This window comes from Cytobacillus sp. SAFR-174, from assembly GCF_051964675.1.
In the GTDB taxonomy this organism is placed as follows: domain Bacteria; phylum Bacillota; class Bacilli; order Bacillales; family Cytobacillaceae; genus Cytobacillus.
Map to the genome: position 1 here is coordinate 182,058 of NZ_JBQCMZ010000007.1, position 25,118 is coordinate 207,175.

The 25,118-nt window shown below is 41.6% G+C and carries 20 protein-coding genes and 1 other annotated feature; of the genes, 18 read left to right on the forward strand and 2 right to left on the reverse strand.

The features are described 5' to 3' along the window. Nucleotides 1-46: 46 nt before the first annotated feature. The 5 genes from lon to ACTHRG_RS10030 all read left to right on the forward strand — a co-directional run bounded on the left by lon (nt 47) and on the right by ACTHRG_RS10030 (nt 5,542). The gene (lon, locus tag ACTHRG_RS10010) at nt 47-2,374 is read left to right on the forward strand and encodes an endopeptidase La (protein WP_076257325.1); all 2,328 of its coding nucleotides are present in this window, start codon (nt 47-49) and stop codon (nt 2,372-2,374) included. After that, nucleotides 2,371-2,952: a ribosome biogenesis GTP-binding protein YihA/YsxC gene (yihA, locus tag ACTHRG_RS10015; RefSeq protein WP_076257326.1), complete on the forward strand. Its 582-nt coding sequence runs from the start codon at nt 2,371-2,373 to the stop codon at nt 2,950-2,952. Before lon ends, yihA begins: the two co-directional genes overlap by 4 nt. Before the next feature lie 327 nt (nt 2,953-3,279). Then, nucleotides 3,280-4,062: a transporter substrate-binding domain-containing protein gene (locus tag ACTHRG_RS10020; protein ID WP_440231107.1), complete on the forward strand. Its 783-nt coding sequence runs from the start codon at nt 3,280-3,282 to the stop codon at nt 4,060-4,062. An 81-nt stretch (nt 4,063-4,143) separates the two neighbouring features. Continuing rightward, on the forward strand, nt 4,144-4,791 hold the full coding sequence (locus ACTHRG_RS10025) for an amino acid ABC transporter permease (RefSeq protein WP_076257328.1): 648 nt from the start codon (nt 4,144-4,146) through the stop codon (nt 4,789-4,791). Between the two features lie 13 nt (nt 4,792-4,804). Then, entirely contained in the window at nt 4,805-5,542 is a 738-nt protein-coding gene (locus ACTHRG_RS10030) for an amino acid ABC transporter ATP-binding protein (protein ID WP_440231108.1), read from the forward strand. 47 nt (nt 5,543-5,589) lie between these two features. On the opposite strand, the gene ACTHRG_RS10035 is transcribed toward ACTHRG_RS10030, so the two are convergent. Beyond that, nucleotides 5,590-6,075, reverse strand: coding sequence for a LiaI-LiaF-like domain-containing protein (locus ACTHRG_RS10035; protein ID WP_440231109.1), 486 nt, complete (start codon nt 6,073-6,075; stop codon nt 5,590-5,592). A 227-nt stretch (nt 6,076-6,302) separates the two neighbouring features. Here ACTHRG_RS10035 and hemA point away from each other — a divergent pair, with 227 nt between their 5' ends. The 8 genes from hemA (at nt 6,303) to ysxE (ending at nt 15,256) form a co-directional block, all read left to right on the forward strand. Continuing rightward, nucleotides 6,303-7,652 (forward strand): glutamyl-tRNA reductase, encoded by a 1,350-nt coding sequence (hemA, locus tag ACTHRG_RS10040; protein ID WP_335689724.1) that lies wholly within the window; start codon nt 6,303-6,305, stop codon nt 7,650-7,652. A 14-nt stretch (nt 7,653-7,666) separates the two neighbouring features. Beyond that, complete coding sequence (locus tag ACTHRG_RS10045) at nt 7,667-8,500, forward strand: cytochrome c biogenesis protein (protein ID WP_076257332.1); 834 nt, start codon at nt 7,667-7,669, stop codon at nt 8,498-8,500. 167 nt (nt 8,501-8,667) lie between these two features. After that, nucleotides 8,668-9,603 (forward strand): hydroxymethylbilane synthase, encoded by a 936-nt coding sequence (hemC, locus tag ACTHRG_RS10050; protein WP_440231110.1) that lies wholly within the window; start codon nt 8,668-8,670, stop codon nt 9,601-9,603. Next, nucleotides 9,600-10,379 (forward strand): uroporphyrinogen-III synthase, encoded by a 780-nt coding sequence (locus ACTHRG_RS10055; RefSeq protein ID WP_440231111.1) that lies wholly within the window; start codon nt 9,600-9,602, stop codon nt 10,377-10,379. The genes hemC and ACTHRG_RS10055 overlap by 4 nt, the downstream gene beginning before the upstream one ends. Continuing rightward, the gene (hemB, locus tag ACTHRG_RS10060) at nt 10,379-11,359 is read left to right on the forward strand and encodes a porphobilinogen synthase (protein ID WP_076257335.1); all 981 of its coding nucleotides are present in this window, start codon (nt 10,379-10,381) and stop codon (nt 11,357-11,359) included. Before ACTHRG_RS10055 ends, hemB begins: the two co-directional genes overlap by 1 nt. A gap of 54 nt (nt 11,360-11,413) precedes the next feature. Continuing rightward, complete coding sequence (gene hemL, locus ACTHRG_RS10065; protein WP_076257336.1) at nt 11,414-12,700, forward strand: glutamate-1-semialdehyde 2,1-aminomutase; 1,287 nt, start codon at nt 11,414-11,416, stop codon at nt 12,698-12,700. Between the two features lie 144 nt (nt 12,701-12,844). Beyond that, nucleotides 12,845-14,104 (forward strand): stage VI sporulation protein D, encoded by a 1,260-nt coding sequence (gene spoVID / locus ACTHRG_RS10070; RefSeq protein WP_440231112.1) that lies wholly within the window; start codon nt 12,845-12,847, stop codon nt 14,102-14,104. A 93-nt stretch (nt 14,105-14,197) separates the two neighbouring features. After that, nucleotides 14,198-15,256 (forward strand): spore coat protein YsxE, encoded by a 1,059-nt coding sequence (gene ysxE / locus ACTHRG_RS10075; RefSeq protein ID WP_440231113.1) that lies wholly within the window; start codon nt 14,198-14,200, stop codon nt 15,254-15,256. A gap of 14 nt (nt 15,257-15,270) precedes the next feature. Here the strand turns inward: ysxE and ACTHRG_RS10080 are convergent, their stop codons facing one another. Next, on the reverse strand, nt 15,271-15,462 hold the full coding sequence (locus ACTHRG_RS10080; RefSeq protein WP_019380294.1) for a hypothetical protein: 192 nt from the start codon (nt 15,460-15,462) through the stop codon (nt 15,271-15,273). A 227-nt stretch (nt 15,463-15,689) separates the two neighbouring features. Further along, nucleotides 15,690-15,945: a binding site (T-box leader), on the forward strand. 55 nt (nt 15,946-16,000) lie between these two features. Here ACTHRG_RS10080 and ACTHRG_RS10085 point away from each other — a divergent pair. The 5 genes from ACTHRG_RS10085 to ACTHRG_RS10105 form a co-directional block, all read left to right on the forward strand. Further along, nucleotides 16,001-18,646 (forward strand): valine--tRNA ligase, encoded by a 2,646-nt coding sequence (locus ACTHRG_RS10085; RefSeq protein ID WP_440231114.1) that lies wholly within the window; start codon nt 16,001-16,003, stop codon nt 18,644-18,646. Nucleotides 18,647-18,715: 69 nt separating this feature from the next. Next, on the forward strand, nt 18,716-20,029 hold the full coding sequence (locus ACTHRG_RS10090) for a bifunctional folylpolyglutamate synthase/dihydrofolate synthase (protein WP_440231115.1): 1,314 nt from the start codon (nt 18,716-18,718) through the stop codon (nt 20,027-20,029). 150 nt (nt 20,030-20,179) lie between these two features. Continuing rightward, nucleotides 20,180-21,829: a sensor domain-containing diguanylate cyclase gene (locus ACTHRG_RS10095; protein WP_440231116.1), complete on the forward strand. Its 1,650-nt coding sequence runs from the start codon at nt 20,180-20,182 to the stop codon at nt 21,827-21,829. A 132-nt stretch (nt 21,830-21,961) separates the two neighbouring features. Then, the gene (locus ACTHRG_RS10100) at nt 21,962-24,829 is read left to right on the forward strand and encodes a vWA domain-containing protein (RefSeq protein ID WP_076257341.1); all 2,868 of its coding nucleotides are present in this window, start codon (nt 21,962-21,964) and stop codon (nt 24,827-24,829) included. A gap of 15 nt (nt 24,830-24,844) precedes the next feature. Further along, nucleotides 24,845-25,118 (forward strand): HTH domain-containing protein (locus tag ACTHRG_RS10105; RefSeq protein WP_440231117.1); only part of this gene is annotated, 274 nt, incomplete at its 3' end.

Sequence of the window (25,118 nt, forward strand, 5' to 3'; positions counted from 1 at the left end):
TTAGCAATAATGGGGTTAAAAAGATGCATTTTGGAGGTGCAATGGAATGGCGAAAAAGAAAGAAATCATCGTCCCCCTCCTGCCGCTTCGGGGCTTGCTTGTTTATCCGACCATGGTTCTGCATTTGGATGTAGGCCGTGAGAAATCGGTTCAGGCTCTGGAAAAAGCAATGGTAGATGACCATTTAATTTTCTTAACAACACAAAAGGATATATCTATAGATGAACCATCAGAAGATGATCTATATGGAATGGGCACTCTCACACGTGTCAAGCAGATGCTCAAGCTTCCAAACGGTACAATCCGAGTTCTTGTTGAAGGGCTTAAGAGAGCGGAAATCATTGATTTTCAGGACGAAACTGAACATTATTCCGTTAGTGTGAAGGTTTTTGAGGATCCTGAGACAAAGGACGTAGAAGATCAGGCATTGATGAGAACTATGCTTGAATATTTTGAGCAATACATAAAGGTATCGAAGAAAATATCAGCGGAAACGTACTCTTCAGTAGCAGATATTGAAGAGCCGGGGCGTATGGCAGATATCATTTCTTCCCACTTGCCTTTAAAGCTGAAGGAAAAACAGGAAATACTTGAAACCATTGATGTTAAAGAGCGCATGAATCAGGTTATTGAAATCATCCATAATGAAAAAGAAGTTCTGAACCTTGAGAAAAAGATTGGCCAGCGTGTGAAAAAATCAATGGAACGCACGCAGAAGGAATACTATCTGCGTGAACAGATGAAAGCAATCCAAAAAGAACTTGGGGATAAGGAAGGCAAGACAGGAGAAATCGCTGAGCTGACTGAAAAAATTGAAAACGCCGGCATGCCTGAGCATGTCCAGCTTACCGCTTTAAAAGAACTGGATCGCTACGAAAAGGTTCCATCCAGTTCAGCCGAAAGCGCGGTTATCCGCAATTATATTGAGTGGCTTGTCACATTGCCATGGTCGAAGTCAACAGAAGATGATCTGGATATTCAGAGGGCTGAGAGAATTCTGAATGAAGACCATTACGGCCTTGAAAAAGTAAAGGAGCGGGTTTTGGAATACCTCGCAGTGCAAAAGCTGACGAACTCTCTTAAAGGCCCAATCCTATGCCTTGCAGGGCCTCCGGGTGTCGGTAAAACAAGTCTGGCACGTTCTATTGCAACATCGCTAAACCGTAATTTCGTCCGAGTATCCCTCGGCGGAGTCCGGGATGAGTCTGAGATTCGCGGACATAGACGAACTTATGTTGGTGCCATGCCTGGCCGCATCATTCAGGGTATGAAAAAGGCAGGGACGATTAACCCTGTATTCCTGCTTGATGAAATCGACAAAATGTCCTCTGATTTCCGCGGTGACCCTTCATCAGCGATGCTGGAGGTTTTAGACCCTGAGCAGAACCACAATTTTAGTGATCATTACATTGAAGAAACTTATGATCTTTCAAAGGTCATGTTCATAGCCACAGCCAATAATCTTGGCACGATCCCTGGCCCGCTGCTGGACAGAATGGAAGTTATCACGATTGCAGGCTATACAGAGCAGGAGAAGATTCACATAGCTAAAGACCACCTGCTGCCTAAGCAAATTAAAGAGCATGGTCTATCAAAATCCCAGCTTCAGATTCGTGAGGATGGACTTCAGAAGGTAGTCCGCTATTATACCCGTGAGGCAGGAGTCCGCGGTTTGGAGCGCCAGCTGGCTACTATCTGCAGAAAAACGGCTAAAATTATCGTATCCGGGGAAAAGAAGAAAGTGATTGTCAACACAAAAAATGCTGAAGAGTTTCTTGGAAAGCCAAAATACCGCTATGGTCAGGCTGAGCTTGAAGACCAGGTTGGCGTTGCGACAGGTCTTGCCTATACAACAGTTGGCGGCGATACCCTTCAAATTGAAGTGTCCCTTTCTCCCGGAAAAGGAAAGCTCGTTCTTACAGGCAAACTGGGGGATGTAATGAAAGAGTCTGCTCAAGCGGCATTCAGTTATGTTCGTTCAAAAGCAAAAGAGCTGGGCATTGATGAGAATTTTCATGAAAAGCATGACATTCACATCCATGTTCCAGAAGGTGCTGTCCCGAAAGACGGCCCATCTGCAGGAATAACAATTACAACCGCCCTGGTTTCTGCTCTTTCAGGAAAACCAATCCGTAAAGAAGTGGGAATGACAGGGGAAATTACTTTAAGAGGCCGTGTGCTTCCTATTGGCGGCTTGAAAGAAAAATCTTTGAGCGCCCATCGTGCAGGATTGACGAAGATCATCCTCCCTAAAGATAATGAAAAAGACATTGAAGATATCCCTGAAAGCATCAGGGAAGAACTTGATTTCGTTTTGGTATCACATGTGGACGAAGTCTTGAAACATGCCCTGAATGGCGGTGCACAAGTATGAAAGTAACCAGCTCAGAAATAGTCATCAGTGCTGTTAAGCCTGATCAATATCCTGAAAGTCATTTGCCGGAATTTGCCCTGGCCGGCCGTTCGAACGTCGGCAAATCTTCTTTCATTAATAAAATGCTTAATCGAAGAGGACTTGCCAGAATATCCTCTAAGCCGGGGAAGACACAAACCCTGAATTTTTATCTTATTAACGAAATTCTTCACTTTGTCGATGTTCCGGGCTATGGGTATGCAAAGGTATCCAAAAAGGAACGTGAAGCTTGGGGAAAGATGATAGAAACATACTTAACAAACAGAGAGCAGTTAAAAGCAGTTGTGCTGATTGTTGATTTGCGCCATCCTCCTACAAGTGACGATGTCATGATGTACAACTTTTTAAAGCATTATGATATTCCCTGTGTTGTAATTGCTACAAAAGCGGATAAAATACCGAAATCCAAGTGGCAAAAACATATGAAAATCACGAAAGAAACATTGGATATCGATCCGAATGATCAGATCATTATGTTTTCCTCTGAAACAGGTTATGGGAAAGACCAGGCCTGGTCGGCATTAAAAAGCTATATGTAAATAAAAATCCCGCAGCATTTGCAGCGGGATTTTTTTGTTTTCTCCATTCAGGTCTTTCGTCCTGGAAATGGGTATTTGAGATATCCTGTATTTCACTGCACATTTGGTATTAACTGTATATTAATTTTGTCGAAAGGTAAGGAATCTCAAGGATACGGGAGAATATGGAGTTATGTTGGAGTCTGCATATGATCAGTTAATGAGAACAGCTTATATACTTTTATTTCATAAATTATCACAAAATATGAATTTTGAGAATATTCATAAATAATGATAGAGTTAAAGAGCACATAAAAAAGAGAGATACTGAAGGGGGAATTTAGACTAGTGAGACATTGGTTAAAAGGAATCATGGCAGCTGCTTTTGTATTGGTCCTGGCTGCATGCGGATCAGAGGAAGCGTCTAAAAGCGGAATGGATCTAGTAGACAAAGACAAATTTACATATGCGGCTTCGGGAGAGTTCAAACCTTTTAGTTACACAAATGATGATGGAAGCATGAGCGGCTTTGATATTGATGTAGCAGAAGCTGTAGCAAAAGAACTCGGGCTTGAGCCGGTTCAGAATAAATTTAAGTTCGGCGGTATAGTGGAGGGAGTTAAGTCAGGCCGTTTTGATGCAGCCGTAGCCAGCCACACCATTACCGAAGAACGTTTGAAAGCAGTCAATTTTTCAACTCCATATTACTATTCAGGCCCGCAAATATATGTTCGTCCGGATAGCGCGATTGAGACTCTGTCTGATCTCGAAGGCAAGGAGATTGCAGTATCAAAAGGATCTACATACACTTCAAATGCAGAGGAAGTGACAGATAACATTCAGTTTTATGACAGTGATGTGGTCGCTCTGGAAGCATTAAGCAAGGGAAAACATGATGCTGTTATCACTGATTTTGTTACAGGCAAAGAAGCAATTGGCGCCGGAATGAAAATTGAAGGCAAAGAACTGCTTGGCCGCAGTGAGCAGGCAATTGCAGTTGCAAAGGATAATAAAGAGCTGCTCGAAAAAGTGAATGAAGCTCTTGAAACACTTCGCGAGAATGGAACACTCACAGAAATCAGCAAAAAATATATCGGTGAAGATATAACAGTTGATCCTGAGAAGGAATAACATTGCGGGCGGATGTGTATTAGACATTCGCCTGTTTTGTTTTTTTACACAAAATGAAATTGCCATCTGAGGGGGATTTTTGTGGATTTATTTACAAAGTTTATCGATACATATCCCGTATTTTTAAAGGGAATGCTCTTAACCTTTCAATTAACCATTGTATCGGTGTTTATTGCTATTTTTATCGGGTTGTTTTTTGCATTTTTAAAGATATCAAGAGTAAAAGTTCTGGAATGGATTGCAGACATCTATATTTTTCTTGTGAGGGGAACCCCTCTTGTTGTCCAGATATTCATTTTCTATTTCGGATTGACAGCGCTGGATATTTCACAGTTTTGGTCGGTTGTGCTTGGACTTGCATTTCACAACGGTGCTTATATAGCCGAAATTTTCAGGGGTTCCATTCAATCCATTGATAAAGGACAAATGGAAGCAGGCCGTTCACTGGGTATGACTGCCGGCCTTGCGATGAGAAGGATCATCCTTCCTCAGGCATTCCGCCGTGCTATGCCGCCTCTTGGGAATCAGTTTATCATTGCATTGAAGGATTCCTCACTTGCTTCCTTCATCGGCATGTACGAGCTCTTTAACGTGGCTACAACATATGGTTCCAATGAATATGACTACATGAGCTATTTGCTGATCGTAGCTGTTTACTATTTAGTACTTGTACTTATTTTCTCCATCCTTGTAAATGTGATTGAGAAAAGAATGGCAAGCAGTGATTGAGGAGGAATGAGGAATGAGTGAATCGTACATGATCAAGGTAGAAAAATTAAACAAATCATTCGGGGATCTCCATGTCCTGAAAGACATTGACATAACAGTGAAGGAAAGCGATGTTGTTTGCCTGATTGGTGCCAGCGGGTCCGGAAAAAGCACACTGCTCCGCTGCTTGAACTTTCTTGAATTAAAGGACAGCGGCAATATCATTTTTGAGGGTGAAAAGGTTGGGAAAGAAACACATGACCTAAATAAAGTAAGAGAAAAAGTAGGAATGGTCTTTCAGCATTTTCATTTATTTCCTCATATGACTGTTCTAGAAAATGTGATGGAAGCACCTTTGCATGTGAAGAAGCTACCTAAGGACCAAGTGAGAAAAGATGCCCAGGAACTATTAAAAAAAGTTGGGCTTTCTGACAAGGAGAATGTATACCCATCAAAACTTTCAGGCGGACAAAAGCAGCGTGTCGCCATTGCAAGGGCACTGGCTATGAAACCCGATATCATGCTTTTTGATGAGCCGACATCGGCTCTGGATCCGGAGCTGGTGGGAGAAGTGCTTTCCACAATGAAGGAACTGGCCCTCGAAGGCATGACAATGGTTGTCGTTACGCATGAAATGGGCTTTGCAAGAGAAGTGGCAGACTGGGCTGTTTATATGCATGACGGAAGAATTGTAGAAGTGGGACACCCGGAGGACTTGTTTAATAATCCAAAAGAACAGAGAACCAAAAATTTCTTGGATTCGGTTCTCTAAACAGTTTGAATGGTAAAAGACAGGGAAAAGCTAAATATCCCTGTCTTTTATTTTTTCTTTGATAATAAAAAGTATAATCCAATTAACATTAATAGGATTGGCCAAAACTGCCAAACATCCGAGACGCCATTTTCAAGAAGTCCCATCCACTCAGCTACTTTGTCATAAAACAGGAGCAATGCGGCAAGAATTAAGAATAAGATGCCCTGGAATAATCCTGCACCTGTTTTCTGATGCCGAAGGAGGAAGCCGAGAGCAATTATAAGAATGAATGTACCAATATGATCCGGCCAAATTTCGAGGCGGTTCACCACATGAAAATGCAGGCCAAATCCGGATAAAATGACCCCTGGCAATATGGAGTCATAATCCCTTGCGCCATATCCCTGAACTAAAAAGGCTGCTCCGACGATAATGAGAAGAGTCGGCCAGGAATAAAAAGACTGTAAGGCAGTAAATCCGCTCTGCTGGAGAAAAAAGTAGGCTCCAAATCCGAGTAAAATAATTCCGGGGAAAATACGCTGATTTTTCATGAAAAACACCACTTCCAATAAGGTTCACTTGAATCCGGCAAGTTTTTTTGTTACTGTACATAAGGGAGTATTTGTCTATTTTAAGAGTGCCTTATACAAGGCTCCTGTTTAAAATATAGTATCATATGTGTTCATTATCTGTTCACATTTAAGCATTAATTGAAAAAACAGAAATGATATAATTAATATTAATGAACTAGGCAATAATGCTGGGGGTGTCAATTTCAATGCATATCTTAGTCGTCGGTCTTAACTATAAAACTGCCCCTGTTGAAATCCGTGAACGTTTAACCTTTAATCCTTCACAATTGGGCGAGGCAATGAAGACTTTAAATGACAAAAAAAGCATTTTAGAGAATGTCATTCTGTCTACTTGCAATCGGACCGAAATTTATGCAGTTGTGGACCAGCTTCATACTGGCCGCTATTATATAAAGGAATTTTTGGCAGAACATTTTAATATGGATCAGAATGAATTTTCTCCATTCCTATTCATTTATGAAGGGGATGGGGCCATAGAGCATCTATTCAAAGTAGCTTGCGGCCTAAACTCCATGATCCTTGGGGAGACACAGATTTTAGGACAGGTAAGGTCTAGTTTTCTGGGAGCTCAATCGGAAAATTCAACCGGTACCGTCTTTAACCACTTGTTTAAGCAGGCAGTAACGCTTGCTAAGCGTGCACACTCCGAAACGGAAATAGGGGCAAATGCAGTCTCGGTCAGCTATGCAGCTGTGGAACTGGCTAAGAAGATTTTTGGATCACTTGAAAATAAACATGTTCTAATATTAGGAGCCGGGAAAATGGGTGAGCTGGCAATCCAAAATCTTCATGCCAACGGAGCCAGCAAAGTAACGGTTATTAACCGTACATTTGAAAAAGCGCAGAACCTTGCCAGCCGTTATGCGGGCCAGGCAAAAACGCTGCATGAGCTTCAATGTGCTCTTGTTGAAGCTGATATTTTAATCAGTTCTACAGGGGCCAAAGAATTTGTTGTCACAAAGGATATGATGGCTTACGCAGAAAGAATGCGCAAAGGCAAGCCTCTATTTATGGTTGACATTGCTGTTCCAAGAGACCTGGACCCGAAACTGGCAGACCTGGACAGTGTTTTCCTATATGATATTGATGATCTTGAAGGTATTGTTGAAGCGAACCTTCAGGAGCGTAAAAAGGCAGCCGAAAAGATTCAGCTGATGATTGAAGGAGAGATTGTTGAATTCAAACAATGGCTGAACCTGCTTGGTGTTGTTCCGGTCATTTCCGCCTTGCGTGAGAAAGCACTGGCTATACAGAGTGAAACCATGACAAGCATTGAAAGAAAGCTGCCGCATTTGAGTGATCGTGATAAAAAAGTGCTGAACAAGCATACAAAGAGCATTATCAATCAGCTATTAAAAGATCCTATTTTACAAGCTAAAGAAATGGCTGGACAGAAAGATTCCGAACAGGCATTAGATTTATTTGTAAAAATCTTTAATATAGAAGAACTTGTTTCAGATCAGCAGAACGTGCACGCAGCAGCCAAACCAAAGCACGCATTCGCTCAATCACAGCAGGCTTCCTTTCAATCATAAAAGGGGTTCTGTCCATGTTTGACATCTATATGACACGGCTGCATGAATTCACGGTGGTTCTGTATGCCTTATGTGTCTTATTATATTTTATTGATTTTCTTCATCATAACCGGAAGGCGAATAGAGTTGCCTTCTGGTTACTTGCATTTGTATGGGTGCTTCAAACGGTGTTCCTAATACTTTATATGATTAATACTGGAAGATTTCCCGTATTGACCATTTTTGAAGGCCTGTATTTTTATGCCTGGGTGCTTATCACTCTTTCCTTGGGAATTAACAGGCTGCTCAGAGTTGATTTTATCGTTTTTTTTACAAATGTTCTTGGCTTTATCATAATGGCGATCCATACATTCGCACCTGTGCAAATTGATTCGGCTGTCAAAGCGCAGCAGCTAATATCGGAACTGCTGCTGATTCATATAACAGTTGCGATACTTTCATATGGAGCGTTCTCGCTCTCCTTCGTTTTTTCATTGCTGTATCTTATTCAATATGATTTGCTGAAAAGGAAAAAGTGGGGAACGAGGCTGCTCCGGATAACAGATTTGTCAAAGCTTGAACATATGTCCTATGTATTAAATGTAATCGGTGTACCTATGCTGATGATAAGTTTAATTTTAGGCATCCAGTGGGCATACATTAAGCTGCCGCATATGGTCTGGTATGACTCCAAGGTAATCGGTTCATTCATTGTCCTGGCATTATATAGTATTTATCTCTATATGAAAGTCGGAAAGGGCTTATATGGAAAATCTTTAGCACTCTGGAATTTAGCATCATTTTTAATTGTATTAATTAACTTCTTTTTATTCGGCAAACTTTCATCTTTCCATTTTTGGTATTCATAGAAAAGCGAGGCGACTGCCCGGCCCCGACAAGCATAAGATGGGCTGCGGCGCGGCGCAGTTTGCCGCAGAGCAGAACAGCTTATGACCTCGAGGGGCCAGGAGCCGAAGCTGGACAAAGAAAAGCGGAGGCGGCTGTTCGCTGCCAGACATAATTGCAGGAGGCTGTCATGAGAAAAATAATTGTAGGTTCAAGACGAAGCAAGCTGGCATTAACTCAGACCAACTGGGTGATCAGCCAATTGAAAAACATTGATCCATCCTTTGAGTTTGAAGTGAAGGAAATTGTCACAAAAGGTGATAAAATTCTTGATGTTACCCTTTCAAAGGTCGGAGGAAAAGGTTTATTCGTAAAGGAAATCGAACAGGCCATGCTTGATGAGGAAATTGATATGGCTGTACATAGCATGAAGGATATGCCTGCTGTTCTTCCGGAAGGTCTGACAATTGGAAGCATTCCGGAAAGAGAAGACTATCGGGATGCACTCATTTCAAAAGGGCACATCAAACTGAATGACTTAAAGCCGGGATCTACAATTGGAACAAGCAGCCTGCGCAGAGGGGCACAGCTTCTGGCGCAGCGTCCGGATCTCGAGATTAAGTGGATCAGAGGAAACATAGATACCCGATTATCCAAACTGGAAACGGAAGAATATGATGCGATCATTCTTGCGGCAGCAGGTCTATCCAGGATGGGCTGGGCATCGGATGTTGTTACGGAATTCCTGGAGCCGGAGATCTGTGTGCCGGCTGTTGGCCAGGGAGCACTTTCCATAGAGTGCCGTGAAAGTGATAAGGAGCTTCGGGCATTGCTGGATAAATTCACATGCCCTGAGACGAACCAGACTGTGCGTGCAGAGCGTGCGTTCCTGCATAAGATGGAAGGCGGCTGCCAGGTTCCGATTGCAGGGTTTGCAGCATTTAATGAAACAGGGGAATTGGAGTTAACAGGACTTGTAGGCTCTCCTGATGGTAAAGTGATTTATAAGGAGACGCTAACAGGTTCAAACCCGGAAGAGCTTGGTGTTAAGGTGGCTGTTAAGTTAACCGAACAGGGAGCTAAAGAGCTTATCGACAGGGTAAAAGAGGAGCTTGACGGGCAATGAAAGGGACTTCCCCTTTAGAAGGCATGAATGTTCTGGTGCCAAGAGGGAAAAAACAGGCTCAGGCCTTTTCAGCTCTTATCCGAAGCTATGGGGGGATGCCGGTAGAGATCCCCCTGATTGCATTCGAGCCTTTGCGGGATAAAGCTTTATTTCAGGCACATAAGCAAATTCATACTTATGACTGGGTGATATTCACCAGCAAAACTGCTGTAGATGCTTTTTTTGAAAATTTTAGTCTAAGCAGCCCCTTCCCTAAAATAGCGGTTATTGGTGAGAAAACTAAAAAAGTGCTTGCCGACAAGGGATTAAGGGTGCAGTTTGTGCCCGGAGAATATGTTGCTGAAGGATTTGTTGAGGATTTTTTGCCATTAGTAGAAAAAGGGATGAAGGTATTGATCCCTAAAGGAAATCTGGCACGTGACTATATCGCAGCATCTCTCTCAGAAAAGGGTGCAAATGTTGATGAAATTATTGTTTATAAAACTGTTTTTCCACGTGAAAGCATCAGTCTGTTAAGAGATCAGCTTTCAGGAAAAGGGTTAGACATTCTTCCTTTTACCAGTCCTTCCACAGTGGATCATTTTATGGAGGCTGTTAAGGAGCTTGGATTTCTGACTGCTGTAAAAGACAGTGTGGTGGGCTGCATCGGCCCTGTGACTAAAGAACGCGCAGAGGCGTATGGCCTGCAGGTACATGCAGTTCCGGAAGAATATACAGTACATAGCATGCTTAAGAGCATTATTAGATACTTAGCAGAAACCAGGAGGGAAAATTAATGGATCTTCAATTTAACAGGCATAGACGTCTTCGTAAAAGTCCGAATATGAGAGCGCTTATCCGTGAAAACTTCTTGCGTACAGAGGATTTAATTTATCCGATTTTTGTGGCAGAAGGAGAAGGCATTAAAAGAGAAATACCTTCAATGCCGGGCATCTTCAACTTATCGCTGGATCATCTCGAGGAGGAAATGAACGAAGTCGTTTCTCTTGGAATAAAATCCGTTCTCTTATTTGGAATTCCTAAAGAGAAAGACGCATGCGGGCAGCAGGCTTATCATGATCATGGAATCGTACAGGAAGCTACCAGATTTATTAAAGCTAAATTTCCGGAAGTCATCATTATTGCTGATACTTGCCTTTGCGAGTATACCGACCATGGCCACTGCGGTTTAATTGAAAATGGGGAAGTGCTGAATGATGCATCTCTGGAACTGCTTGTGCAGACGGCTGTAAGCCAGGCTAAAGCAGGAGCAGACATTATTGCCCCATCAAATATGATGGATGGGTTTACAGCAGCCATCCGGGCAGGTCTTGATGAAGCCGGATTTGAAGATATCCCTGTTATGTCTTATGCAGTTAAATATGCATCTGCATTCTATGGTCCTTTCCGGGATGCAGCTGACAGCACACCGCAATTTGGCGACCGGAAAGCGTATCAGATGGATCCTGCCAACCGCATGGAAGCCATGCGCGAAGCAGAATCTGATTTAATGGAAGGGGCAGACTTCCTGATTGTTAAGCCGGGAATGCCTTATTTGGACATTGTACGGGACGTTAAGAATAACATCAATCTGCCAATTGTGATTTATAATGTGAGCGGTGAATATTCAATGGTTAAAGCTGCGGCACAAAACGGCTGGATTGATGAACAGAAAATAGTTATGGAAATGCTTACAGGCATGAAGCGTGCAGGAAGTGATTTAATCATTACTTACCATGCAAAAGATGCGGCAAGGTGGATTAAGGAACAAGGATAAAACTGCAGATCATTAGTTAATGAAACTCCTTATTAAATAGAAAAGAGGGATGACATGCGCTCTTATGAAAAATCTAACAAGGCTTTTAAAGAGGCAAGCGAATTGATGCCTGGAGGAGTAAACTCTCCTGTACGTGCCTTTAAATCGGTTAATATGGATCCCATTTTTATGGAACGCGGACGCGGCTCTAAAATCTACGATATCGATGGCAATGAATATATCGATTATGTATTATCCTGGGGCCCCTTAATTCTGGGTCATACGAACGAACGTGTAGTCGAGGGTATTAAGAAAGTAGCTGAAATGGGGACAAGCTTCGGAGCTCCAACTGAAATTGAAAATGAGCTTGCTAAGCTTGTTATTGAACGCGTCCCTTCCATCGAAGTGGTTCGGATGGTTTCTTCCGGAACAGAAGCTACCATGAGTGCTTTAAGGCTTGCCCGAGGGTACACCGGCCGAAATAAAATCATGAAATTTGAAGGCTGCTATCATGGCCACGGCGATTCCCTTTTAATTAAAGCGGGCTCAGGTGTAGCAACACTAGGGCTGCCTGACAGTCCGGGAGTTCCTGAAGGTGTTGCTAAAAACACGATTACAGTTCCTTATAATGATCTTGAAAGTGTAAGATATGCCTTCGAGCAATTCGGAGATGATATTGCAGGTGTGATTGTGGAGCCGGTAGCTGGAAATATGGGAGTCGTTCCTCCACAGCCGGGCTTCCTTGAAGGCTTAAGAGAAATTACAGAGCAAAACGGATCCCTGCTTATTTTTGATGAAGTAATGACCGGATTCCGCGTCGGCTACAATTGTGCGCAGGGCTATTTTGGCGTGACACCGGACATTACATGTCTTGGAAAAGTTATTGGCGGCGGTCTCCCAGTCGGTGCATATGGCGGAAAAGCTGAAATAATGAAGCAGATTGCACCAAGCGGCCCAATTTACCAGGCAGGAACATTATCAGGAAATCCTCTTGCCATGACAGCCGGTTTCGAGACTTTAAGCCAGCTGACACCGGATTCCTACAAAGAATTTGAAAGAAAAGCAGACAGACTGGAAGAAGGGCTTAAGGCAGCTGCTGAAAAATATGATATCCCGCACACCATCAACCGTGCCGGATCCATGATTGGCATCTTCTTTACAAATGAAGACGTTATTAACTATGAAAAAGCCAAAACATCCAACCTTGAATTCTTTGCGGAATATTATAGGGAAATGGCAAATCAGGGAGTCTTCCTGCCGCCATCCCAATTCGAAGGACTCTTCCTCTCCACTGCACATACAGATGAGGATATCGAAAAAACAATCTTAGCTGCTGAACAGGCATTCTCCAAATTAAAATAAGCAAAACCTGACACTCATCATTTTGATGAGTGTTTTTCATATTCCCTTAAAGCGCTATTTTTCTAATCATAAAGTATCCTCATCCCTCATAGGATTGTTAATGACATAGTGATTAAACGCAAAGATTCGAAGGGAGGAGTCGCTTTGTCTCAGGGGAATCCATCGTGCTTACGATTTTCTTTAGAAGAATCAGTATGGTTTCAAAAAGGACAGGAAGTATCAGACCTGATTTCCATCTCGTTAGACCCCAATATAACAATTCAGGAAAGCGATCAATATGTAACAATCCAGGGAGCACTGGAACTGGCGGGTGAGTATAGACGCAGCGATGAAGAAGCATCCGAAGAAGAACAAGAGGATTTTGCAGTTACCAAGTTCGTTCAGACAATCGAAGAACGGGGAGAAGGAATTTGTGAATTCAAACACTATTTTCCTGTCGATATCACCATTCCGAATAATAGAATCCAAAGCATTTACGATATTGACGTTGCGGTAGAGTCCTTCGATTATGTTCTGCCGGAAAGAAGCTGTATGAAGCTGACAGCTAATTTAACTATTACAGGATTATATGGTGATCAGCAGCATGTGCCTGTTCAAGTATGGGAGGAAGAAACTGAACCTGAAACTGAAGAATTAGAGCCCCTGTACAGATCTCCTGAAGCGGTGGAGGAGACAGAGGAGGAAGAGCTGATTTTGCAGGAATGGCCGTCTTATCAGCAGGAAGAACAGGAGCAGGAGGAAGAAAGGGAGGAACAGGCAACCGCTGAACAGGTATTCGCTGGCGCCGAGGAAGATATACGGGAAGAGGGGCAGCCGGAAGAGCATCTAGAGACAGCTGAGGTATATATCCCATTTGAGGCAGAAGCAAGAAAGCAGCCTGAAACGGAAGAGCAGGAAGTCATCAAACCTGCAGTGCCGGCAGCGCTTGAAGTAACTCAAGAACAGCCACAAGAAGAACAGAAGCAGAAAACTGCCCCGGAAGTATCTTTCTCTTCCCAGCGCAGCGAAGAGGAAAAACCGCCAACTGCACAGGAAATTTATCAAATGACGGAAACATCCGAATCGGATAGCCCCTCTTTTGAAAAGAAACCTGTCCAGGCAGCTGCACCGGAAACTGGTGAGGAAACAGAGGAATCATCATCCTCTTCAGAACAGGAAGCTAAGAAAAAGAAACTCTCCAAAAAGAAAAGCATGTCGTTAACTGAGTTTTTTGCCCGCAAGGAAGAGTCAGAAGAACATGTTAAACTCAAGGTTTGCATTGTGCAGAACGGCGATACAATTGATGCCATTGCTGAAAGGTATGATATACCGTCCCAGCAGCTTTTAAGGGTGAATCATCTGGAAATTAATCAGGATATTTATGAAGGGCAAGTGCTGTACATTCCTGTTGCGGTAGCCCATTAAAAGGTTAAAAGGCTGAGCAGGTATTGATAACCCGCTCAGCTATTTTCGTTTCACCAATATATATTTTTTCATTCTGGAAAGTGAGTGGTTAAGGTGGAAGAAAAAAATCGGCTGCAGAAAGTCTCTCCCATTTTAAAACATTATTCATTAGAGCCGCATTTTGTAGAGGATTTTGGGAGAGTTCAGAAGATTTACAGCAGCAAAGGCGTGTTTGCTTTGAAGAAAATAAAGCCTCAGCGTGGAGCAGATTTTATAAGGCATGTACAAACACTCTTTCAAAAAGGCTATAACAGAATAGTGCCTATTTACCCAACGGTGGACGGAAGATATGCGGTGCTCCATCAAAATGAATTATTTTATTTAATGCCCTGGATGTCCAATGAAGAAAAGGAGGACAGATTTGAGCGGCATCAGCAGATGATTAGGGAATTGGCAAGACTCCACACATTGTCCTCACGGGAAGTTCCTATAAAAAAAGAAGACCGTACCGAACATTATGAAAATACCTTACAGGAATGGGAGAAGGAAAAGGAGTTTTTGGAGGGATTCATCGAGGCCTGCGAAAGAAAAGAGTATATGTCTCCTTTTGAGCTAATGTTTTCCCTATATTACCATGATGTCAGTCAGGCACTAAAATTCTCCACAAACAAATTTAAAGATTGGTATGAAAAAACAAAGGAAAGTGAAAAAGCACGTACGGTCATCATTCATGGAAAAGTTTCAACGGAACATTTTTTATACGATGATAGGGGATATGGCTACTTCACAAATTTCGAAAATGCAAGACAGGGGTCGCCACTCCATGATTTATTGCCGTTTTTATCAAAAACACTGAAAACATATCCAAAAAGATCGGAAGAATGTGTAGAATGGATTTACACTTATATGAAGTACTTTCCCTTCAGGGACGACGAGATGCTGCTGTTTCAAAGCTACTTTGCTCATCCGGGTCCGATTATCAAAGCTTGCGAACAATATTATAAAGGGGAAGGAAAGAGAGGAGAAAGAAAAGCGGTTCAGCATCTGCAAAGGCAGTACTGGCTTTTAAAAAATATTGAATATGCCGTTATGAGAATCGATGAGATTGAGAGGCAAAAGCAGGAAGCAAAAGCGGCAGCAGAAGCTCAGGCACAGGAAGGAGCCCAAAGCTGAAGAATGCGGGCTCCTTAAACCAATTGAAGATGAAAGGCGATAGCGATCAGGATGAACAGCGAGAGCAGCAGTACATCGAAGGTAGTAGGCAATAATATGGTTCTTATGCCTTGAAAAACACAGAACGGGATAATGAATTGTGCACATACATTCCTGAAAGTTCTTAACCAGGGAGGCAGTGTGTATGGATTATATTTTCTTCTCATTTGTGCATACCCCTTTTCCCAATGTTCTTATATATATCCTATGATTCTTTTTTCCGTAAAGTGCCTATTTTCATTTTTTCCCCTATAACGTTCCAGCACCCCGGCAATGAATAAGGGCTGATTTATCAGCACTTCAATGGAGACAGTGAATAATATATAAAAAATTGGGTTATCCTTATTGACTATAACAGTATTTTTTCGGTAGTATATTTTATATATAACTTTATATCGATGCTAAGACAGGGAAGAGTACAATGGCCATTTGCCTTTTAGAGAGGAAAACCAGCAGCTGAAAGGTTATCCAGGCAGAACCGTTGGAAGGTCGCCCCAGAGCATCTTTTGCGAAAGGCTTAAGCCAAGTAGTAAAAGACGGGAAATCCGTTATCTGCATAAGTGTCAATTACTATAAGAATGTCTTTTGGGCTTTTCTATAGTGGTTGAAAAAAAGGTGGTACCGCGAAACAAACTCCATTCGTCCTTTTATGGCGAATGGAGTTTTTTATTTTTGCTGATTGCTTTTAGAAAGGAAGAATGACATATGGATAACAATGAATTAACAATGCCGACGAAATATGATCCGCTGGCGATTGAAAAAGGAAGATATGACTGGTGGCTGGAAGGGAAGTTCTTTGAAGCAAAAGATGACGAAACGAAGCAGCCGTATACAATTGTAATCCCGCCTCCGAACGTAACAGGAAAGCTTCATCTCGGCCATGCATGGGATACGACGCTGCAGGATATCCTCACCCGAATGAAGCGTATGCAGGGTTACGATGTTTTATGGCTTCCTGGAATGGACCATGCAGGTATCGCCACGCAGGCAAAGGTTGAAGAAAAACTTCGCAATGATGGAAAAAGCCGTTATGATCTAGGCCGTGAAAAATTTGTGGAAGAAACATGGAAATGGAAAGAGGAATATGCCAGCCATATCCGCCAGCAATGGTCAAAGCTTGGATTAGGGCTTGATTACAGCCGTGAACGCTTCACCCTTGATGATGGCTTATCAAAAGCTGTTAGAGATGTTTTCATTTCACTTTATAATAAAGGACTGATTTACCGCGGCGAGTACATTATCAACTGGGATCCGTCTACGAAAACAGCCCTTTCTGATATTGAAGTTATATATAAGGATGTTCAAGGCGCTTTCTACCATATGAGATATCCGCTGACAGACGGTTCGGGACATATCGAAATTGCCACTACGCGCCCTGAAACGATGCTTGGCGATACTGCTGTTGCAGTACATCCGGAAGACGAGCGCTATAAGCATTTAATCGGCAAGACAGTTAAATTGCCGATCACAGGACGGGAAATTCCGATTGTTGCGGATGATTATGTAGAAATGGATTTCGGATCAGGTGCAGTAAAAATTACACCGGCTCATGACCCAAATGATTTCGAAATCGGAAACCGCCACAATCTTGAAAGAATCCTTGTAATGAATGAAGACGGCACGATGAACACGCGAGCAGGTATTTACCAGGGGATGGACCGCTTTGAATGCCGCAAGCAGATCGTAAAGGACCTTCAGGAAGAAGGAGTTCTTTTCAAAATTGAAGAGCATATGCATTCTGTGGGCCATTCAGAGCGCAGTGGTGCAGTAGTCGAACCATACCTTTCAACACAATGGTTTGTAAAAATGCAGCCTCTTGCAGATGAAGCCATTGCGCTTCAAAATAAAGAGGAAAAAGTGAACTTTGTTCCGGAGCGATTTGAAAAAACGTATCTGCGCTGGATGGAAAATATCCGCGACTGGTGTATTTCACGCCAGCTTTGGTGGGGACACCGCATCCCGGCCTGGTATCACAAGGAGACTGGTGAGGTTTACGTAGGTCAAGAAGCTCCTGAAGATAGTGAAAACTGGGAACAGGATAAAGATGTATTAGATACATGGTTCAGTTCTGCATTATGGCCGTTTTCAACGATGGGCTGGCCGGATACTGACTCTGCTGACTTTAAGAGATACTATCCGACAGCAGCTCTTGTAACAGGCTATGACATCATTTTCTTCTGGGTATCAAGAATGATTTTCCAGGGTCTCGAATTTACAGGAGAGCGTCCGTTCCAGGATGTATTAATTCATGGTCTTGTTCGTGACTCACAGGGACGCAAGATGAGTAAGTCCCTTGGAAATGGCGTTGATCCAATGGATGTAATCGACCAGTATGGTGCCGATTCACTCCGTTATTTCCTTTCTACAGGAAGCTCGCCGGGACAGGATCTTCGCTTCAGTATGGAAAAGGTAGAGGCAACCTGGAACTTTGCCAATAAAATCTGGAATGCATCCCGCTTTGCCTTAATGAATATGGATGGATTAAAATTCGAAGAAATTGATTTAAGCGGTGAAAAGTCTGTTGCTGATAAGTGGATATTAACCCGTTTGAATGAAACAATCGAGACAGTTACAAGATTGTCTGACCGCTATGAGTTTGGAGAGGTTGGCCGAGTGCTCTACAACTTCATCTGGGATGACTTCTGCGACTGGTATATTGAAATGGCGAAGCTTCCGCTTTATGGAGAAGATGAAGCTGCCAAGAAAACGACGCGCTCCATTCTGGCATATGTTCTGGATAACACAATGCGCCTGCTTCATCCATTTATGCCATTCATTACGGAGGAAATCTGGCAGAACCTTCCTCATTCAGGCGAATCTATCACAGTTGCCCAGTGGCCGGCTGTGAACGATGAATACACAGACAACCAGGCTGCAAATGAAATGAAGCTGCTTGTTGAAATCATCCGTTCTGTCCGCAACAGCCGTGCTGAAGTGAACACGCCAATGAGCAAGAAGATTAAAATGATGGTTAGGGCTAAAGACCAGGAAATTCTTTCTATACTGGAAAATAACCGTGCCTATATTGAACGCTTCTGTAACCCTGAGGAACTGGTGCTGGCTTTAGAGGTTGAAACCCCTGATAAGGCAATGACAGCAGTTGTGACTGGTGCAGAAATTATCCTGCCGCTTGAGGGCCTGATTAATATTGAAGAAGAAGTGGCCAGACTGCAGAAAGAATGGGATAAATTAAATAAAGAAGTAGATCGTGTTCAGAAGAAACTTTCAAACGAAGGCTTTATTAAAAAAGCGCCGGAAAAAGTAATTGAAGAAGAAAAAGCAAAAGAACAAGACTACAGCGAGAAGAGAGCAGCTGTAGAAGCTCGCATTAGAGAGCTAAAAGGAGAATAATTAAAGTTTGGGAAGGCGGGTCCATATCAGGGATTCGTCTTCCTTCCTGTATAACGGAGGTGCATATATATGTTTTCTGCTTATGAGGAAGCACTGGAGTGGATTCATTCAAGGCTGAGGCTGGGGATGAAGCCGGGACTTCAGAGAATGGAATGGATGATGGAAAAACTCGGCCATCCCGAGAGAAGAATTAAGTCTGTTCATATTGGCGGAACGAACGGAAAAGGCTCAACAGTTACATTTTTAAGATCCATTCTTCAAGAGGCGGGTTATTCGGTCGGGACTTTTACATCGCCCTATTTTGAGAATTTTAATGAACGTATTTCCCTAAACGGAACTCCAATTGCAGATGAAGATCTTGTTCAGCTTGCCAATGATATATATCCGCTGGCTGTTGAATTGGAACAGACGGAACTTGGCGGACCAACTGAGTTTGAAATCATTACTGCCATGGCTTTTCAATATTTTGGTCATGTAAGACCGGTGGATCTTGTATTGTTTGAAGTGGGGCTTGGCGGCAGATATGACTCCACTAACATCATTTATCCCGTGTTATCAATCATAACAAGCATCGGGCTCGATCATACAGCCATACTGGGGGATACTTATGAGAAAATCGCTTTTGAAAAAGCGGGAATCATAAAACCTGGAATCAGTGTTATTACCGCTGTCAAACAGGAAGAAGCACTCGCTGTTATCCAAGATAAAGCTTCAGGCTTAAAGTCCCCAGTTTATCAGCTGGGGAAGGAATTTGCTATTTCGGATCATAAACCACTGGTTCAGGGTGAGTTTTTCTCCCTTGAGACAGTCTTTCAGGAGTTCCATGATCTGGAGACAGGGATGAGCGGGAAACACCAGACTGAAAATGCATCCCTGGCTGTAATGGCAGCAGAGTTATTAAATAAGTATTATTCTTTCATTATTGAGGAAAAACACATTAGAGCCGGATTGAAAACTGCCTTCTGGCCCGGCAGATTTGAAATTGTGTCTCCTGACCCGCTGGTGGTAATAGATGGGGCACATAATGAAGAAGGGATATCAGCTTTAACTGCTGAGCTGGAGAAGCGTTTTGGAGATCGAAACAAAAAGATTATATTTGCTGCTCTGGCTGATAAAAAGCTTGATAAAATGATCAATAAGCTTGACTCTGCTGCAGACTCCATCACCTTTACAGAATTTCACTTTCCGAGAGCAGCATCAGCTGAAGATTTATATAATCTCAGTGAAAACAGCAGGAAACAATTTCATACAGATTGGAAAGAGCTATTGAAGACTGAAGTGTGCGAAGCAGGAAAAAACAGCGTCCTTGTCATAACCGGATCCCTTTACTTCCTATCAGAAGTGAAGCCAGCTCTTTTGAAACTTTTGGAAAACAAACAATGAAAATATGACAAAAGTTAGAAAATTTGATAAAATATTTTTATTATCAGACTATTTTCCTGAATAAATTGGAGGAGGGGAAAAAAGATAGTTAGTTCACGAGCCAAAAAAATAATATGGTTATTATGGATACTGTTATTTCCCGCAGGTTCCATGCTAACCTATCATTTTTACCCTCCCGATCTTTCAGGACAGGGAATCAGCTTATTTGCCTTTTTTATTTTAATGTTTCTCGTTTCTTCCATGCCGATGGTTGTCAATAATACACCAATCTTTTTGATTCAATGGGTTTCCATGGCAGTCTTTTTAACCTTTGGTCTTCTTGCCGAAATAATTATGGTTCAGGTGGGTGTCCTGGTACTTCTTATAAGACTTAAAGTACAAAAAGACCAGCTGTTTCGTCTGCCGCTTAACTCACTTTTATTCTTTACGGTCTCTTTATTGAGCGGGCTGGCTTATTTTGCAATGGGAGGCAAAACAGGCATAGATTTGATTGCTGAACCCCAGTATTTCTGGGTTGCGGCCGCCTATCCGGTCATTCATTTTACACTAAATCAGATATTAATCAGTGTAATTCAGGCTGCATTGTATGGCAGGAGAATATCCTTTCTGGAAAAAGACCTGATTTGGGAAACAGTCACTTCACTCATAACATTCCCGATTGGCCTTATCCTTTACATTCTTTATGCTGAAGTGGGGATTATTGCACTCCTGATTGTAGGTGTGCCATTTGTAAGTCTTTCAATCATACTTCATCTTTATTACTCAAGTGAGAAGGTGATTGATTACCTTCAAAAAGCCTCAGAAATAAGTCATAAAATGGCCGAGCACCTTGATGTTAATGAGGTTATGGAGCTTTTCATTTTGAAATTGAGCGAAATGGTTCCTGTTGATTATGCCTGCATCCTTGATATCAAAGACAATGATGAACTTCACTCCATTTACCGGAAAGAGCATGAACTAATAAAGCCGAATGATCTTATGCCAACAAATAAAAATGAGGGAATCAGCGGATTGGTTTTGGAAACCAGAAAATCCGTCCTTTTTCACTCGAAAAATAAATGGAAAAGCATTGCTAAGGAATTTTTGCCTGAAGATGCTGAGAGCATCATTTGTGTTCCAATCATCCGAAATAATGAAATATTGGGGATTCTGCTGCTTTCATCCACGAAAAAAAGGGCATATGAAAAGTCGCAGCTCATGATTGTCGATATATTATGTTCGCATTTTGCAATAGCCATTGAGAATGCCAGGCACTATGAAGAAACAAAAGCCAAAAGCGAGCGCTGTGCGCTAACGAAACTATATAATTACCGCTATATCGAAGCGAAGCTAAATGAAGAGTTTAGCAGATTGCAAAATGGTTCAAGGGATCTCCTCTCGCTTATCATACTCGATATCGATCATTTTAAAAAAGTGAACGATACGTATGGACATCAGAGCGGAAATGAAATCCTCTGCGAACTGGCTGATCGGCTGACAAATCTGATTGATACGGCTGGAATTACTGCCCGATATGGCGGCGAGGAATTTATTGTCTTAATGCCTGATACCAGCAAGGAAGATGCAATAGGCTGGGCCGAGCTTATCAGACAGACTATTGCCAATCGTCCATTCCTGCTCAAACAGACCATCGATGGAAGAAGCAGCAGTACAAAAGTTTATATTACCGCTTCGATTGGGGTAGCTGCTGCACCGGAAGATGCCGATGATTCACTGGCCCTCATACGCCATGCTGACAGAGCGTTATATGTTGGAGCTAAGCAGGCTGGGAGGAATAGGGTTGCGGAATATGTAAAGTAAAATCCTTTTGCCTGTCAAAAGGATTTTTTTATGAAAAAACAAATCTTTGGACCTATTAAATATATGGTTTTTATAGGTGAATTGGTATAATGGGAGTAATGCATAATACTGGTAAAGGAGGGATTTAACTATATGGCAAAGAAAATACTGCTTAGTTTATTAACCGCTCTTATTATATGCTCCCTATCTGTTCAACCTTCAATGGCATCTGGATTAAATGATGCCAAGTTAAACTTCACCGTTCAGCCTTCCCAGAATATAATCGTTAAACCAGCCGGCAAGCCGGCAGCAGCCAATCTGGATTTCAGAGTAAAGCAGAGCGGAACTGCATCTGATAGTAATAGAGAACCAATGGATATTGTCTTTATTATGGATATTTCCGGTTCAATGAATGATGCAGGTAAACTTGACAGCGCTAAAGCCGCAATGAAAAATGCTCTCGACCACTTTTTAGAGACTGCAAATTCCAAAGACCGATACTATTTAATCCCCTTCAATAAAAAAATCAGCGAGCAAGAGGGATTCTTTTACCCAACGGGAAATGCACTAAATGATCTTGGCATGATAAAAGAAAAAGTCAGGACTCTATCAGCAATCAATGGAACAAATTATAAGGATCCGATAAAAAAAGCGGAAGAGCTATTAAAAGGCGGGAATACGAATAATAATATTATCTTCCTGACTGATGGTGTACCTACATATTCGGAGAATAAACAAATAAGAACTTTTAATAAAAAATCCTGTTTTTTAATATTTTGCGAGACAAATAAAGTAACAGAAGAAGTAACGTATATCGAAGAACTTCTAACGAAAGGCTACACAAAAAATGGGACTTTTTATCCTTATATCCCTTATCAATACTTGGCCGATGAATATTTTCTAGATAATAATAATAGGAGTTATTATCTGAAAAATAATAATGAAAACTATGCATCGACTCAAACTTCTATTAGAAAAGCTATTATTGATGAAGTAAGAAAACTTACTGTTAGTAATATAAAACTATATTCGATCGGATTTGGCAGTGATAATGATATCGATATGAACTTTCTAAACGAGATGTCCAACTATACTGGAGAAACAGCCATTCAGGCGGGCACAGGAAATATTGGGGATATACTCGAACGAATTTCAAGCAGTGTCCTGAAACCTTCAATTACTGCAGAGATACAAATTGACTTAAATCGCTTTAATGGAAAGGTTTCTCTGGCAGAAGGCTCGAATGCCATCCAAACTGAAAATAACATTATAACCAAACAGGTCAATTTCAAATATGATATTGGGAAAGAAACAATAAGCGAACTGGATTTCAGTATTCCACTAAATTTTGCGGAAGAGGGAAAGTATCTTTTTAAAGATAATATTAAGTTAAAATACAAGGATTTGAATAATAAAGAACAAGTATTGGTCCATCCTGAACTGCAGATTGAAGTGAAAGATGATGCCCCTGCATCATTTAAAGGAACCATGCTGCTGGAAAAAGTGCAAAATGATTTACGTGAATTAGTCAAGGAAATGAATTCAAATACTCAATCTAATCATTTCAATATAAAGTATAATTTGGAGCCAACAGGCATTCCTGATAGCAGAGTGGAAGGAAGCCTCAGCGATGTAGTGATTAAACAGCCGCTTCCTGATGGGATTCTCATTGCGGATCCTTCTGTGAAAGAAGTGATGATTAATGGACAAAGATATGCAGTCCTTATTCTGGCAAATCAGCAAACCAGCTATAAAAATGGTGCTTTCACACCGGATCATCTTTCTGCAAAACTAGCATTAAAAGCAGATAGAGCTTTCTATGGATTAACAATGCCGCGTGCACAAGTGTTTTACACTGACAGCAGATTCCCGAACAAGCCTCAATCAACCAGCATCGCTGCTTCCAGCCAAGTAATTGATGCAAAGGTGAGATTATATAGTTTTAATAACATTGCTTATGATGGAGATGCATCAGGCATCATTTCAAAAATTGATTTAAATAATCACGGCAGAAAACTGACGCAGACGGAGTTTCCGAATAATTATGATCTGAAGAATAAACCTGTAAAGAATTTGTATTTTCTTACAGAAACTCAAGCATCAGGCATTAAAATTGAGTACAGCGATGATAGTGTGGCAATGCTTTATTTTGAACCGGATTTTGAGATGAAAGGTCAGGTTTCCGGGAAGGTCCTGTCCCATAGGGATGTTGTTTACGAACCGATTGCCTTCAACTTAAGTAAACTGGTTGCAGGTAAAGATGTAAGTTATTACTACAAAGTTGAGAAAGACGGGGAAAAAGAAGAATGGAAGCCTTTTGCCGCTAAGGACAGTGTGCTTTTAAATGCTCCAGGAACTTATATAATTAAGGTTAAAGCAACTGGAGGATTCGCGTTTGGAAATGAAATCTCAAAGACAATTACAGTTAATAGAAGAATTGAAAGGATATCAGTAGCTCCAGATCCAATTGAATTGGATGTCGAAAAGTCAATATCATTTAAAGTGGAAATTTCGCCAGCTGATGCATCCAATAAAGAACTCGAGGTGCTCATTGAAGATACATCTATAGCTGCATTAACCGATGGTTATTCAATTTTTGGAAAATCTGCGGGTGAAACGTATTTAATTGTAAGAACCAAGGACGGCTCGAACATTGAAAAGAAAATAAAAGTGATCGTAACCGATCCTTACATTGCTTTAGATGAAATAAAGTTTAATAAAGCTGTATATAAAATTGCCAGGGGAGACAGTATAGCATTAAAAAGACTGCTGATCTTTAATCCTTTTAATGCCACAGATCAGGAAATTGCTGAAGTACTCTCAGAGATGCCTGATAAAGTCCGTGCTGTTCAGAGGGGGGCTGAATGGTACATTGAGGGTGTGGAAATAGGTTACTCCAAGGTAACTGCAGCTGCTGAAACGCAAAAAGACGGAAAGCAGCCGAAAGCATCAGCTCTTTTTGAAGTAGTGAATGAGGATGAACAAACTGATGATGGTCCCTCTGGGGAGGGTAAATGGTAAAAGAAAAAGGTGCTTATGTCTAAAATGGTACCTGTAGGAAGGACACTCGAAAAAGAGAGTGTTCAACCTACAGGTATTTTTTATATACTTGAATTAAGAATATGGGGATTAGGAGACATTATGAGTAAAATAACTTTTTCAGCTAATGAGATAAAGACACTTCAAAAAAATCCAAATGTACAGCGTGTCAGTGAAAGCTCTATTACCTACACAGATGAATTTAAAAGTAGATTCATAGATGAATACCAAACCGGCAAACTCCCTCGTCAGATCTTTGAGGAGAATGGAT